Origin of the sequence: Finegoldia sp., from assembly GCF_046991905.1 — a bacterium.
Lineage (GTDB): Bacteria > Bacillota > Clostridia > Tissierellales > Peptoniphilaceae > Finegoldia.
Genome location: NZ_JBKWZF010000004.1, coordinates 1 through 13295 on the forward strand (window position 1 = coordinate 1; position 13295 = coordinate 13295).

Annotated in this window: 16 protein-coding genes; 2 read left to right on the forward strand and 14 right to left on the reverse strand. The window is 34.4% G+C overall.

Features of this window, described 5'->3' with window-relative positions:
• From ACLUJM_RS02845 to ACLUJM_RS02855, 3 genes are all read right to left on the reverse strand, one after another.
• Positions 1-1402: FMN-binding protein (locus ACLUJM_RS02845; protein ID WP_412412084.1), on the reverse strand; the 1402-nt coding region annotated here is incomplete at its 3' end.
• 243 nt (positions 1403-1645) lie between these two features.
• Positions 1646-2599 carry a ketopantoate reductase family protein gene (locus tag ACLUJM_RS02850; protein ID WP_412412085.1) on the reverse strand — a complete coding sequence of 318 codons (954 nt, stop codon included), beginning with the start codon at positions 2597-2599 and terminating at the stop codon, positions 1646-1648.
• Positions 2600-2618: 19 nt separating this feature from the next.
• A complete protein-coding gene (locus ACLUJM_RS02855; RefSeq protein ID WP_316529714.1) occupies positions 2619-4268 on the reverse strand; it encodes a putative manganese-dependent inorganic diphosphatase in 1650 nt (549 codons plus the stop codon).
• Positions 4269-4432: 164 nt separating this feature from the next.
• Between ACLUJM_RS02855 and ACLUJM_RS02860 the strand changes: the two genes are divergently transcribed.
• Positions 4433-4954 carry a cysteine hydrolase family protein gene (locus ACLUJM_RS02860; protein ID WP_412412086.1) on the forward strand — a complete coding sequence of 174 codons (522 nt, stop codon included), beginning with the start codon at positions 4433-4435 and terminating at the stop codon, positions 4952-4954.
• Between the two features lie 36 nt (positions 4955-4990).
• Here ACLUJM_RS02860 and ACLUJM_RS02865 read toward each other — a convergent pair whose 3' ends face one another.
• The 11 genes from ACLUJM_RS02865 to ACLUJM_RS02915 all read right to left on the reverse strand — a co-directional run bounded on the left by ACLUJM_RS02865 (position 4991) and on the right by ACLUJM_RS02915 (position 12327).
• On the reverse strand, positions 4991-5443 hold the full coding sequence (locus tag ACLUJM_RS02865; RefSeq protein ID WP_412412087.1) for a hypothetical protein: 453 nt from the start codon (positions 5441-5443) through the stop codon (positions 4991-4993).
• Between the two features lie 35 nt (positions 5444-5478).
• Positions 5479-5835 carry a hypothetical protein gene (locus ACLUJM_RS02870; protein ID WP_412412088.1) on the reverse strand — a complete coding sequence of 119 codons (357 nt, stop codon included), beginning with the start codon at positions 5833-5835 and terminating at the stop codon, positions 5479-5481.
• A 60-nt stretch (positions 5836-5895) separates the two neighbouring features.
• Positions 5896-6318 (reverse strand): hypothetical protein, encoded by a 423-nt coding sequence (locus tag ACLUJM_RS02875; RefSeq protein ID WP_094223995.1) that lies wholly within the window; start codon positions 6316-6318, stop codon positions 5896-5898.
• Positions 6319-6432: 114 nt separating this feature from the next.
• On the reverse strand, positions 6433-7533 hold the full coding sequence (gene mnmA, locus ACLUJM_RS02880; RefSeq protein ID WP_412412089.1) for a tRNA 2-thiouridine(34) synthase MnmA: 1101 nt from the start codon (positions 7531-7533) through the stop codon (positions 6433-6435).
• Positions 7526-8614, reverse strand: a complete 1089-nt coding sequence (locus ACLUJM_RS02885) for a cysteine desulfurase family protein (RefSeq protein ID WP_412412090.1) — start codon at positions 8612-8614, stop codon at positions 7526-7528. The genes mnmA and ACLUJM_RS02885 overlap by 8 nt, the downstream gene beginning before the upstream one ends.
• Before the next feature lie 122 nt (positions 8615-8736).
• Positions 8737-9048 carry a CPBP family intramembrane glutamic endopeptidase gene (locus ACLUJM_RS02890; protein ID WP_412412157.1) on the reverse strand — a complete coding sequence of 104 codons (312 nt, stop codon included), beginning with the start codon at positions 9046-9048 and terminating at the stop codon, positions 8737-8739.
• Between the two features lie 21 nt (positions 9049-9069).
• On the reverse strand, positions 9070-9615 hold the full coding sequence (locus ACLUJM_RS02895; RefSeq protein ID WP_412412091.1) for a hypothetical protein: 546 nt from the start codon (positions 9613-9615) through the stop codon (positions 9070-9072).
• A gap of 72 nt (positions 9616-9687) precedes the next feature.
• A complete protein-coding gene (locus ACLUJM_RS02900; protein WP_094226106.1) occupies positions 9688-10341 on the reverse strand; it encodes a YitT family protein in 654 nt (217 codons plus the stop codon).
• Between the two features lie 480 nt (positions 10342-10821).
• Positions 10822-10980, reverse strand: coding sequence for a hypothetical protein (locus tag ACLUJM_RS02905; protein ID WP_158521241.1), 159 nt, complete (start codon positions 10978-10980; stop codon positions 10822-10824).
• A gap of 419 nt (positions 10981-11399) precedes the next feature.
• Positions 11400-11984: a rubrerythrin gene (rbr, locus tag ACLUJM_RS02910; protein ID WP_294685299.1), complete on the reverse strand. Its 585-nt coding sequence runs from the start codon at positions 11982-11984 to the stop codon at positions 11400-11402.
• 82 nt (positions 11985-12066) lie between these two features.
• Positions 12067-12327, reverse strand: a complete 261-nt coding sequence (locus ACLUJM_RS02915) for a G5 domain-containing protein (RefSeq protein ID WP_294685300.1) — start codon at positions 12325-12327, stop codon at positions 12067-12069.
• A 178-nt stretch (positions 12328-12505) separates the two neighbouring features.
• Here ACLUJM_RS02915 and ACLUJM_RS02920 point away from each other — a divergent pair, with 178 nt between their 5' ends.
• Complete coding sequence (locus ACLUJM_RS02920) at positions 12506-13234, forward strand: YdjY domain-containing protein (protein ID WP_412412092.1); 729 nt, start codon at positions 12506-12508, stop codon at positions 13232-13234.
• The last annotated feature ends 61 nt before the right edge of the window (positions 13235-13295 follow it).

Sequence of the window (13295 nt, forward strand, 5' to 3'; positions counted from 1 at the left end):
GAGAAGCTCTTTGGAAATATGGATTATCATCGTGATGAGATAATATTTCTATTTTTGCAATTGAGCCTTCTTTTACTGTAACTCTTACTTTGATTGGCCCGTTGAAACCTTGTGCAACTCCTGTGAATTGACCGTCTTTTAGTTTTGCGTCATTTATTTTACTGCTGTTATTCGTTTTTGAATTATTTTCTGGGTTGTTTTGTGTTTTTTTGTTATTTTCTTTTTCTTGGTTTTTATTTCCAGAAGATTTTCCTTTAGAATTTTTTGATTTTTCCTTTGATATATTTGGCGCTACTCCTGCTTTTGACAATGCGTTGTTGACTGCATTTATAATTCCTCTGCTTGAGTATGTCGCTTGTGATACTGTATCCACTGCTTTCCCAGGTTTTCCAAGAATTTTCGAAATTACACGAGAAGCTCTTTGGAAATATGGATTATCATCGTGATGAGATAATATTTCTATTTTCGCAATGGATCCTTCTTTTACTGTAACTCTTACTTTGATTGGACCGTTGAAACCTTGTGCAGCTCCTATATACTGACCATCTTTTATTTGTTTGCTTCCTACGGAAATTTTTCCGACAAGATTTCTGATGCTTTTCTTGCCTGATTTTGCGTTTGGATTTACTTTTGAAATCTTCGCTTTTTCCTTGGAACCTGCTTGTGCCAACGCTTTGGATACTGCTTGTTTGATTGCGTTTGAAGATATCGTCGCTCCTGCAACAGAATCCACATTCACACTTCCTGTGCTTAAAATTCTGTCGATCACAGAAGATGCTCTGTTAAAATACGACGGCGTTTCGTTATTTGAAATCACATCAATATCAGTCAATTTGCCATTTTTTACAGTAACTCTTACCGATAATCTTCCGCCATAACCATTGGAACTTGCTTCGTACACTCCATCTTTTAGTCCTTTTGTGGCTACATTTTGTGTGTTATGTTTTTGTGTTTTTTGTGCTAGTTTTGGTGCTTCTTTTTTTGAACCAGCTTTATGTAGTCCATCTTCTACAGCATTTTTGATCGCTTCAGACGAAATCGTCGCTCCTGAAATCGAGTCCACATCTGTGTTTCCTTTTTCCAAAATCTGCGCAATAATTACAGATGCTTTTTCGTAATATTCAGGTGTTTCATTGTTTGTTACGACATTAATCGCCGACAACTCTCCATTTTTTATTTTAATTTTGACCTTGAAATCTCCACCGTATCCCTGGCTATTTCCTTCGTATTCTCCATCTTTTAATCCCTCTACATTACTACCAGATGCTATTTGTGTTTTGTTGTTTGTAGCGTAATTTATCTTGTGTTTTTTATTATAAGAAATAATAGAAAACGCCATCGCAACTGTTACTAATGTAGCAAGAGTAAAAGATAAATATTTTTTTAATTTATCTCTATCCATATTTTCCCTTTCTATAAGAAATTTTTGCGCATGATATCATCATAAAACTTTTTCAAACCTCATGGATGGTTTTGATTATCAATATCGCTTTTTTATTATAAAAAAATTTCTAAAAAAACACAACACTTTTTCTAAATAAATTTAATGTTGAATTATTTGATTTATTATTTTAACAAACAAAAACCACCAATAAAATTGGATAAATTCCAAAATTATTGGTGGCAATAATTGTCGTATTTTATTTTACAAACTAAACATATTATCGTAGTTGTTCATTTGAACCATTGCTAATCTGTAGATTGTTTCATTAACTGGTGCTTCAAGTCCAAGTTTTTTCGCTTGTCTTACGATTGCTCCATTCAAGAATTCTGCTTCAGTTTTTCTGTGTTTTTGTGTGTCTTGTGCTGCAGATGGCAATATATCTCCGTATTCTTCGAATGCATCTGTGACGTATTTTCTGAAAAGCTTGTCGCCGTCGAAATTGTAGCCCAATTTGTCAGTAACGGCTATGAATTCGTCTGAGATAGCTTTTAAAATTGCTACAGAATTTTCGTCAGTTCTAGTGTATTTTGTGGACAAATGCATTACTGCGCAAGGTAGGTTGTAGATTGCGTTGATGTATAATTTTCTCCACATAATTCTGTCTACATCTGGATTTAATTCTGTTTTGATGTCGTTCATGCTGAATGCTTTTTCGATTTCGTGGAACAATTTATCGTCGTGGTTTTCATTGATAGCGCCAAATATTACGTTGATTTTGTCGCTATCGTATCCTGCACTGATAACTCCTGGTTCTTCGATAGATGCAGAGATGAACATAATTCCTTGTGCGATGTTTTCTTCTTTGATGTACTTTTTCAAAATGTCGACATTGCCGATACCATTTTGAAGTGTCATTACGACTGTTTTGTCGCCTACGATGTTCATATTTTCAGTCAAAATCTTTTCTGTGTCGTATCCTTTTACAAGAATTACAACTACATCTTGGATTTCCAAATTTTCTGATGATGTACTAGCAGATGTTACTTTTACTGTGCTTTCGCCACCAGTTCTGTCGATAATTCTGATTCCATCTTTTCTAATTTTTTCCATGTGAGCTTCATATGGATCTACTAAATTGACTTCGTTACCAGGAGATTCGATTGCTTTTGCAAGCATACAACCCATTGCTCCTGCCCCTAAAATTGTAATTTTCAATTTATCTCTCCCTTTCAAATTAATTCTCTTGGATATATTTTAACACAGCTTGGTTAAGTTTTGGGATCATTTGTTTTTTTCTTGAAAGAAGTCCCTTTGCCAAGAATGAATTGTTGTCGATTTTAGTATCGAAGGCACCTGCTAATTGTTCTTGGAACATTCCAGAAACCAAAACTTCGCTTTCTTCTCTGAAGATATCTGTAAGAATTAGTACAAATGTAGCTTCTTTCTTGTCGTTTCTAATTTTGTTCATTTCTTCAAGTAAACTGTCTTTGATTTTGCCAAGATTATCCAAATCCATGGAGAAGATTTGTGCTACTCTACAAGTGTATGATTCGATGTTGAATGTCTTCACATCAGTGTTTAACAAATCTGCTGGTGATTTTCCTTCTAAAGATGTTCCTGCTTTGAACATTTCCATCGCAAATTCTTCTGGGTCGATGTTTGCGATTTTTGCCATTCTATCTAATATCATTCTGTCTGTTTCTGTTGCAGTTGGAGATCTGAACAACAATGTGTCGGAAATTATCGCTGAACACAACAATCCCGCTGTTTGTCTTGTAGGGACAATTCCTTTTTCCAAGAACATTTTGGAAAGAATTGTACAAGTTGAACCAACTGGTTCGTTTCTGAAATAAACTGGGTTTTGTGTAGCGACATTTGCAACTCTGTGGTGGTCAATGATTTCTGTGATGTCGCAGCATTCCATATCATCAACTGATTGGTTTCTTTCGTTGTGATCCACCAATATTAGCTTTTTCTTTTCTTCGTTAATAACGTGATATCTGGAAATATTTCCCACAACTTTGTTTTGATTATCCACTACTGGATATGATCTGTATCTTGTTTTGGACATTGTGTTTTTGACATCTTCAACAGTGTCTGTCAATGTGAAATTAACCACTTCATCTCTTGTCATTACGTAATTTACCGGCACAGATTGTGGAAGAAGACGTGCTGCCATGTATGTTTGAAACTCTGTAGAGATTACAATGATGTCTTTTTGTTTTGCCTTTTGTAACAACTCATCATTTAATTTGTTGCCACCAGTAAGTATAATCATGGACACATTCTTGTCTATGGCATCTACTTGTGAGTCTTCTCTGTTGCCCAAAATCACAATATCATTTTCTTCCAAATACTTTGCCATTTGTTTTGGATCCATCGCTCCAACAACCATTTTGCCTGACAAAGCTCTGTCTTCTGCTGGAATATTCAAAATATTTGCACTCAAAACGTCGATGATGTTTTCAACTGGAGTATTTGAATGAGATAGGATTTGGTCATCCCACACATCCATGTAGCATTTTGTAATGTCTGACAAGGACACAACTCCAAGAAGTCTTTCTTCAATGTCGATTACAGGCAAACTAGCTACCTTTTTTTCTTGCATCAAATTCATCGCCTTGTAAAGACTTGCATGTTGCGATACGCACATTGCAGCATCAAAGCTAATGTCTTTGATTTGTGGCTTCATAGAATCCATGAAAGTTGGAGCTTCTACTCCGAAATAATCCAACACGAATTGAGTTTCCCTGCTAACATCGCCAATTCTAATAGCCTCGATGTTTTCCACGCCAGTTCTTTTTTTCAACTCTTGATAAGCTAACGCCGCACAGATAGAATCCGTATCAGGGTTTTTGTGACCAGTAATATATATTTTGTCCATAATTTCTCCTTCATAAAAATCAACCAAACATTATTTTTCTGCCGATTGATTGTTTAATTTTATTTTCCTAACCTTTATGATTATATACCAATCTTTTGATAATTTAAACACTTATTGTAAAAAATTTTGTATTTGAGATATAATAACTTAAAGGAGAGAGATAAATGGACAAACTTTTAATCGTAGTAGACTTTCAAAATGATTTCGTAGACGGAGCATTGGGCTTTGACGATGCATCCAAATTAGAAGACAAAATCTGTGACAGAATCAAAAAAGCAAGGGAAGATAACGAACAAATAATCTTCACATTCGATACTCACGAAGAAAATTATTTGAACACACAAGAAGGCAAATTTCTTCCAGTAGAGCACTGCATCAAAGGAAGTAACGGACACAAATTGTATGGAAAAGTAGCTGAATTAGTAGAAAAAGAAGACATACTCATCGAAAAACCAACATTTGGTAGCATTGAACTTTGCGATTACTTAAGAGAACACGAATTTTCTGAAATAGAATTGTGTGGACTTGTATCCAACATCTGCGTACTTTCCAACGCAATACTCGCCAAAACATTCAACCCAGAAGCAACTGTAATAGTCGACAAGAACTTGACTGATAGCTTCGATGAAAAACTAAACAAAGAAACATTCGACATACTCAAAGGAGTACAAGTCGTAGTAAAGTAAAATAGCAGCCATGAGCTGCTATTTTTGTTTTCTATTTTATATTGTCAATATCATACAATAACCTTTATTGGTATTTTTATCATACAAATATAATTTTTTTGTTCCATCTTCTTCAATATACTTATAAAGTATATGCTTTGAATTTTTTAATTTCTCAATATCTACTTTTAATTCTTGTATTTGATTGTTTTTTTCTTGTTTAGATACCACCATAGTCTCAAAATTATTATCAAAAATCTGATCGAGTTCGTCATTCTTTTGCCTAAAATCTTTGAGATTATCCTGACTCTTCAATGAAAAAGAATATATGTCAAATCTATCATTTCCGAAACCTCTATCGCTTTTAAATTTTATTGTATAATCTTCAATTGATGAACTCATTTCAGATAAATCACTAATAGTCTTATTCGATTTTGCAACATATATTATACATAACACTACCGCAATAAAAGCAAGTATTAACGTTAAAATTATTTTTCTTGTTTTCATAGTAGATTTTAATGATATACTTAACTACTAATTGTCTATTTTATATTGTCATCTGAATAACCGATTGATATGTTTTCATTGAGGACGTATTCTTTGGCTGCTTTATAGTCTTGGTTTTTGTTGAATTCCAACAACTTATCTTCGTGTTGTTTTGTTACGTCTTTGCCATCTTGAGTCAATACCAAATGTTCTTCGTCCTTGGCAAACTTTTCTAATGTAGCTTTAATTAAAGTATCGTCTTCTTTTTCCGGATTTTCTTGTACGTATCTTTCAATTATTCTATGAGTGTCTGCGTCGTCAGCCTTTGTCATGTTAGTTAGAAAATACGCATTGCACACAAGTGATATTGCAAAAAGTATTGACACAATTGTAAATTTTTTATCATTTTTCATGATACTCCTCCTTTTGTGAAAACCTTTTTATTAAACTTAAACACCTATCCCAAAATATTTTTACAATTTATTGTATTCTTTTGTTAAGCTATCTCTCAACATTTCAATATTTTCCAAATATTCATACGTTGAATCGTACACTTGGTTGATTTCTTTTCTGATTCTCCAATCTGTGAACGGATTGTCGAACACAATGTCTAGCATAAAATCTTTCATTGAATACAAATCACCGAAGTCTTCCAATTCCACGTGAATGTCTGACAATTCTTTTTTTAATCTAAGTGAAAGATTTTCGATTAAGTGAAGTTTGCTTTGTGCTTTTTCCATTTTGCTTCTCTTGAAAAAACCAATCATGCCATCGCCGAATATAAAATCTGCCATAGCCCAGTTTTTCGCTGATTTCAAATCGTTAAGTACATCTTCAAGTTTTATTATTAAATCGTCACACACATCAATTGCTTCTTTTATTTCTTGTTTTTGCATAGTCTACTCTCCTTCTTATACAATATTTACCACAAATATCGTCAATTTATTCACTATTTGACATTTTGTAACAATTTAAAAAATCCACCAGATTTTACAACCTAGTGGACTATTTTATACCATTAATTTTTTATCTCCATTGTACACTTCATCTATTATCGCAGATCCTATGCACACTTCGCCGTCGTAGAACACTGCTGCTTGTCCTGGTGTTACAGCTTTCGTGTCGTCATATGTGACTTCCACATGCGTGTCGTCGATGAATTTGACGTGCGCTTTGATGTCTTTTTGTCTGTATCTGAATTTTGCTGTGCAATCGAACTCATTTCTATCCAAATGATTTAGCGATGTTTCAAATTGGCTTGCGTATAATTTGTTTGAATACAATAGTGGGTTGTCTTCTCCTTGGCATACTATTAATTCATTTTTCTCCAAATTCTTTCCACACACAAACCACGCTGCTCCGTCTCCGCCAATTCCAAGCCCTCTTCGTTGACCGATTGTGTGATACATAAGTCCGTTGTGTTTGCCCATTATATTTCCATCGACATCTACTATGTTTCCTTGTTTTGCTGGTAAATAATGTGACAAAAATTCATTGAAGTTTCTCTCTCCGATGAAACAAATTCCCGTAGAATCTTTCTTGTCAGCCGTAGCCAAGTTATATTTCTTCGCTATCTCACGCACTTCTTTTTTTTGAAGTTCTCCAACTGGAAACATTACGTTTTTGATTTGGTCTTGTGTAAGTTGGCTTAGAAAGTACGTCTGATCTTTGTTATTATCAAGCCCACGAAGTAGCTTCACTCCGTCATCACCTCGTTCAATTCTCGCATAGTGACCCGTCGCCACATAATCTGCGCCCAGTTTCATCGCAAAATCCAAGAACGCTTTGAATTTGATTTCCTTGTTGCACATTATGTCGGGATTGGGAGTCCTGCCTTTTTTGTATTCGTCCAAGAAATAAGTGAACACTCTGTCGTAGTATTCTTTCTCAAAATTAATCGAATAATAATCTATGCCGATTTCATTCGCAACAGTCACCGCGTCCTTGTAATCTTCTTCTGCCATGCAGACGCCATCATCATCAGTTTCGTCCCAATTTTTCATGAAAATTCCCACGACATCATATCCTTGTTGTTTCAACAAAAGTGCTGCCACTGACGAATCCACGCCCCCACTTATTCCTACTACTACTTTTATTTTCGAATTATCCATTGTATTTTCCTTTTTCGTACAAATCATTTAACACATTTACCGCTTTCAATATTTCTTCTTCTGTATTTTTAAATCCAAAGCTAAACCTCACCGAATGTTCTGCCCTTTGTCCGTCGTACATATTTTCAATCACATGTGAATTCGTGATGCTACCTGCAGAACAAGCAGACCCCGCCGACACGCAAATTCCGTGCATATCCAAATAAGTCAACAAAAAATCATTCTTCTCAAATGGAATGTACAAGTTCAAAATATGAGATGCAGAATTATCCACATTGCCATTAATTTCATAATCAAAATGGATATTTTCAATGAAAATCTTCTTCAAATTTGCAATGTACTCACGTTCTTCTGCAGATTTTAAAAGAGATTTCTCCAAAGTATAAGCCCCCATCACAAAAGAAGTGCCACCTCTTCTGTAATTTTCTTGCTCACCTGCATAAATCAGATTATCCAAATCCTTCCTTATATACAACACGCCGAATCCGTTGAGTCCTCCTAGTTTGTGTCCTGAAAACGACAACGAATCGCAGTGCAAATCCTCAACATCGACATCCAAATGACCCACGGATTGAGTCGCATCGATATGATACCAAATCTCCGTATCCTTCAAATATTCTCCAAGTTTTTTCACAGGTTGAATAACTCCCGTTTCATTGTTTACATGTTGAAGAATAATTAGCTTTGTATTAGGTGCGATATTTCGAATAATTTCATCGCAATCAACCACACCGTTTTGTTGTGCATCTATCAAAATTACATTAGATTTGTTGTGATCTAGTGGATTCAAAATAGATGGATGCTCTATTCGTGATGTGATAATATCGTAATTCTCATAAGAAAAATTATTGATAATATAATTGTTGGATTCACTCGCACCGCTTGTGAACACAATCCTATCATCAGAAGTATTCAAAAACTTCGCAATCTCGTGACGGGAATTCTCCAAAGTCTTCTTCGCAAGTCTTCCCATTTTGTGAATACTATCAGCATTCGCATCAAAATCCGTCATATTATTCATAATATATTCAATAAGTTCCACCCTTTTCAAAGATGTCGCCGCATAATCCAAATAAATCATAATCTAACCTCACTTACTGCTATTATACTATAGTTTTTCAACAAAAAAATCAACACCAACAATTTCACAATAAAAAACCTCAATGCGTATTTACGCATCAAGGTTTATCGATAATTTCAAATCTATTCTTTTAAATCTTCGTAATTCAAATGTCTAAGTTCTCTCTTCTTTTTAAAATCTTTCAAGAAAACAAACATTAAAACCATACACACAAGCATTACAATTCCAAAAATCGAAGAAAAACTTTGAACCACAGCCTCATTCGAAGAAATAACCATGCTGAAAGTGTTGTTAATCGTGTGAAGAAGAATGGATGCGTAGATGCTTTCTGTGTAATAATACACCGCACAAATCACAATCCCTCCGATTAATGCATACGCTCCTTGGAACAAATTAAAATGGAACACTCCGAACACAATCCCATTCAGAATAATCGCCCATTTATAAGGAAGAAGTCATTCGTTTTCTGTGAATAAAGTCCCACGCAACATCAACTCCTCTGAAATCGGAGCGAAAATCGTAATAGCAAGAACCGACAACATCATATTGCCCTTCATCAATTCTTCTGACGCCTTGTTGTACACATCAAGGCTTGCAACAATTTGTGGGAAAAACTTACTCAAATACATCATCAAAGCAACAGTAATATTGATAAGACCCATAAGACCAATTCCCACCACGAAAAGCTTCACGATTTCAGAAAAAGAAATCTTTCTTTTCTTTAAGTAATCCCTATTGTATTTCGTTTGAAAAATCTTCGTTCTAAATTTAATGATTAAAAGGAAAATAATAATCCTCAGGATTTGTCCACATAGAAGAAAAGCCGCCCCGTTTTTCGTATAAAAATCTTGGAAATTACCATCAAATCCTACAAATTTGGCAACAACTCCTCCAATCACTCCAACAACAAGCTCTGGAATTACGAACAAAAGTAAAAGGATAACTCCTTGTAAAATCGCAATCAAAAGATTAGAAAATTTTAGTTTTTTTGTATTCTCCATAAAAACCTCCAGTTAATTATATATACCCAAATTTTCTTACAATAAAAAAATCAAGCACAAGGCTTGATTGATTTAAGCTTTTGATATGGCTTGATTTGCCATTTTGATTTCTGGATTTGGTAGTTCTACTTCGAATTGTCCTATCAAAAATGATGATATTACAGTTGTCAAAAGTGAGAACATAATTCTGTCAACTGGAATGTATAAAAGTGACAGTGCCAACACTGTTATATCAGAGAACAAATACGCTAATGATATTTTGAGTCCCGATTTTGTGGATATCGTCATTGCTAAGGCGTCGTCTCCACCTGCTGCTCCACCTTCACTTACTACAAGTCCGCATCCTAATCCGATGCAGATTCCTCCGACAATACTTGCTAACAATGGCATATCGTACATACTTGGTAACACTGGCCCTATAATATTGAAAAATTTCGCAAATACGGCAAATGATATTGTGGCTACGAAAGCTTTCTTCACAAAATCAAATCCCATTATTGAAAATCCAAGAACGTAGCAGCTCACATCCAATACTACTGATGTTATTGATTGATCCAATCCGAAGATTTTGTTCAAGAACAACATCATTCCGAGCACTCCGCCCTCAGTTACGCCTGATTGTTTATGTACGTTCACTACTGCGAACGCCATTATTGCACATCCTAGGATTATTTTAAGTAATCCTTTTTTTGTTAATCCGAAAAATTTTAGCATTCTACTAAGCATTTTATCTTCCCCCGTTTAGAAATTAGGAAGTTAAAATTGACCACGAAAAAAAGACTGCGGTTCAAGTTTAACTTGCCTTTGCAATCTCTGGTTTTGATGCTTTTTTGTTTGCTGATTTTTTCTTGTAAAAACTCTGAACCTTATTGTTCTTTTTAGCCTATAAGAGTATCACATCAGATCCTTTCCAGGCTCTTTATCGAGCAATAGTCATCAGATAAAAACTACCAAATATTTATTTGGTACCCATAGATAAATAATTACAGAGATATTGTATACCACTTTTTAATAATTGTCAATATCTTTAGTAAAAAATGAGCTAATTTTCTTGAAAAATTTTCTAATTTTTGTGATGTTTGCAATTTCTCTTTAATATTTAAATCTTAAAGCGAGAATGATTTTTTTAAAATCGAGTAGGAGATAGATGATTCATTCATCTACCGTCCTCTAACACCACCACGTACGGTTTCGTATACGGCTGTTCTACAGTTTAATATGAACATTACTTAGTTCATTTTTTGTATTTTCTTTTGAGTTAATCTTTTCATGACTGTGTCCAGCTAATTTATTTTCACTTTCCGAGTTATCTTTGATTAGTCTGGTTAATTTTCTACCTTCTTTGTCATGATTAGTTTCTTTCATAAATTTATACCTCCTGTAGTTCAGTTTTCCTAAGTCTACCTAGTACTATGACTTCTGCTGACTTCTCACTATTCGTTATTACTACTTTTGCGCTAGTGAGACCTCCTCGAGTAAGGGCATATTCTTTCCTCTCATATATCTTCCACATTTACATTTACGTATTTCGTGTAGTTATTGGACTTTGCTTTGTTGTGCAAGTTTATTCTACGTAACTGCCTTATGTGATTTCTATTCGTCAGACCAAGAGTTTGCCTAGTGCTTCCTTCAGATTCCACCTCACAATGGACACGCTTGCCTTCGGATATCTGTTTCCCACTACTGGGCACACTTAGGACTTACACCTGTTAGAATATACTCATGCCGAGCGCACATAAAAAACCCCAAAAGTTACAAAACTTTTGAGGCTTGATTGTCTTAGTTTAATAAGTTTCTTTGAAGATTTCGAAGAATCCTTGTGGATGGTCACATGCTGGACATTTCTTAGGTGCTGTTTTACCTTCGTGAATGTAGCCACAGTTGTTACATTTCCATAAGTATACTTCTTCTCTTTCGAATACTTTTTCTTTTTCGATGTTTTCTAATAATTTTCTGTATCTTTTTTCGTGAGCTTCTTCAACTTCTCCGATTTCAGTGAATACACGTGCGATTTCCTTGAATCCTTCTTCTTCAGCGATTTTGGAGAATTCTGGATACATTTCAGAATTTTCGAAGTGTTCTCCTTCTGCTGCTGATTTAAGGTTACTCTTAGTGTCTCCTAAATGAACTGGGAATCCTGCTTCGATTTCTATTTCAGCATCTTGTAAATCTTCACTCAAAAATTTCATGAATCTTTTTGCGTGAGCCATTTCGTTTCTTGCTGTTTCTTCAAATATCATAGAAATTTGAACGTATCCTTCTTCTTTTGCTGTTTTAGCAAAATATGTATAACGCATATTTGCTTGACTTTCCCCTGCAAATGCTGCCATTAAATTAGTAGCTGTTTTTGTACCTTTTAAGCTTGCCATAAATTTTCCCCCTTGTAAATTTGAATGAATTTAACAATTCATTTCTATTAATACTATACCACAAACGTGGAATTTTATCACATTACATTTCAGATTTGTTCAAGTTTAAATCGTTAATAATCCCCTTTGTTCCAACTTTTATAATCGTTGGAGAGCCTTGTTCGATAATTTCTTCCTTTTTTATAGTAGGTTGTCCGTTGACATCTTCAAAGTACAGTTTCTTGATCGTGGGCGTTCCTTTTTTTATTATGATTTCTTCTCCTTGAGATAAATTATTGTCGTAAATCTTTTCGATTTCTGGATTTTCCTCGACAATCGCCACGTCTTCTCCGTATTTTTTCACACAAATCACCTCTGTAAATATTATACATTATTTTCATTTATTCACTAAATTTATAAATAGTGTGTCATTTATTTGATTTTACAATAAATGAACAGCTAAAACTATGATAAAATAAAGATATAGTATTAATGGATGAATCAAGAACAAAAGTATAATTTTAAGAAAAGGGATGACTTTAATGAAAAAATTTAAGATTTTGGCATTATTATTAATGGCAAGTTTGGTTTTCGCAGGATGTTCTAAGGAAGATAAAAAGGAAACAACTTCTACAGAACAAAAAACTGAACAAAAGACTGAAGAAAAGAAAGAAGAAAAAACAGAACAAAAAACTGAAGAAAAGAAGGAAGAAGCTCAAGAACCAACAGCTGATAATCCTATGATTGTTGACGAAGCTAACAAACAAATCAAAGTTTACGCTGAAGTTAATGATAAATTCAAAAAAGAAAGCACAATGCACGCTATCGTAGCAAAATCTGGTAAGAACAACGGACAATCTATGTTTGTATCTTATGCAAACCAAAATGATTTGTACGATGCATTGGAAAAAATCGGTGCAAAACCAGGTAACAACGTTACTATGGATAACATGGGAAAAGAAGCCGTTAAAGGTGACAAGATTGACCTTACTTTCAAATTCCAAGGTTCTGACAATGAATTAGGAATCAACGATGTTATCAAAGATTCTTCAGGAAAAGAATTAGACATCAGATTTGGTGGTAACCAAAAACCAGCAAAAGATATGAACACAGGCTGCATGACTTGCTTACAAAGTTGTCCTTTGGGAATAACTTCAAACGCAAATCAATTAATCGGCGCAGATGAAAAAGGCGGAGTAAAATACACTTTGGCTGATTCTGTTCCAGCTGACAAAACACCTGTTGTTATCACTTACAAATTAGCTAACTAACCATTTCATTTAAAATTCTCTATTTAAAAAGGTAGGCTTCATGCTTACCTTTTTAATTTTT

Excerpts from the sequence above, each read along its gene's own strand:
- ACLUJM_RS02855 (WP_316529714.1), bottom strand. The coding sequence starts at position 4,268 with ATGGACAAAATATATATTACTGGTCACAAAAACCCTGATACGGATTCT.
- ACLUJM_RS02860 (WP_412412086.1), top strand. The coding sequence starts at position 4,433 with ATGGACAAACTTTTAATCGTAGTAGACTTTCAAAATGATTTCGTAGAC.
- ACLUJM_RS02865 (WP_412412087.1), bottom strand. The coding sequence starts at position 5,443 with ATGAAAACAAGAAAAATAATTTTAACGTTAATACTTGCTTTTATTGCG.
- ACLUJM_RS02870 (WP_412412088.1), bottom strand. The coding sequence starts at position 5,835 with ATGAAAAATGATAAAAAATTTACAATTGTGTCAATACTTTTTGCAATA.
- ACLUJM_RS02875 (WP_094223995.1), bottom strand. The coding sequence starts at position 6,318 with ATGCAAAAACAAGAAATAAAAGAAGCAATTGATGTGTGTGACGATTTA.
- mnmA (WP_412412089.1), bottom strand. The coding sequence starts at position 7,533 with ATGGATAATTCGAAAATAAAAGTAGTAGTAGGAATAAGTGGGGGCGTG.
- ACLUJM_RS02885 (WP_412412090.1), bottom strand. The coding sequence starts at position 8,614 with ATGATTTATTTGGATTATGCGGCGACATCTTTGAAAAGGGTGGAACTT.
- ACLUJM_RS02895 (WP_412412091.1), bottom strand. The coding sequence starts at position 9,615 with ATGGAGAATACAAAAAAACTAAAATTTTCTAATCTTTTGATTGCGATT.
- ACLUJM_RS02900 (WP_094226106.1), bottom strand. The coding sequence starts at position 10,341 with ATGCTTAGTAGAATGCTAAAATTTTTCGGATTAACAAAAAAAGGATTA.
- ACLUJM_RS02905 (WP_158521241.1), bottom strand. The coding sequence starts at position 10,980 with ATGAAAGAAACTAATCATGACAAAGAAGGTAGAAAATTAACCAGACTA.
- rbr (WP_294685299.1), bottom strand. The coding sequence starts at position 11,984 with ATGGCAAGCTTAAAAGGTACAAAAACAGCTACTAATTTAATGGCAGCA.
- ACLUJM_RS02920 (WP_412412092.1), top strand. The coding sequence starts at position 12,506 with ATGAAAAAATTTAAGATTTTGGCATTATTATTAATGGCAAGTTTGGTT.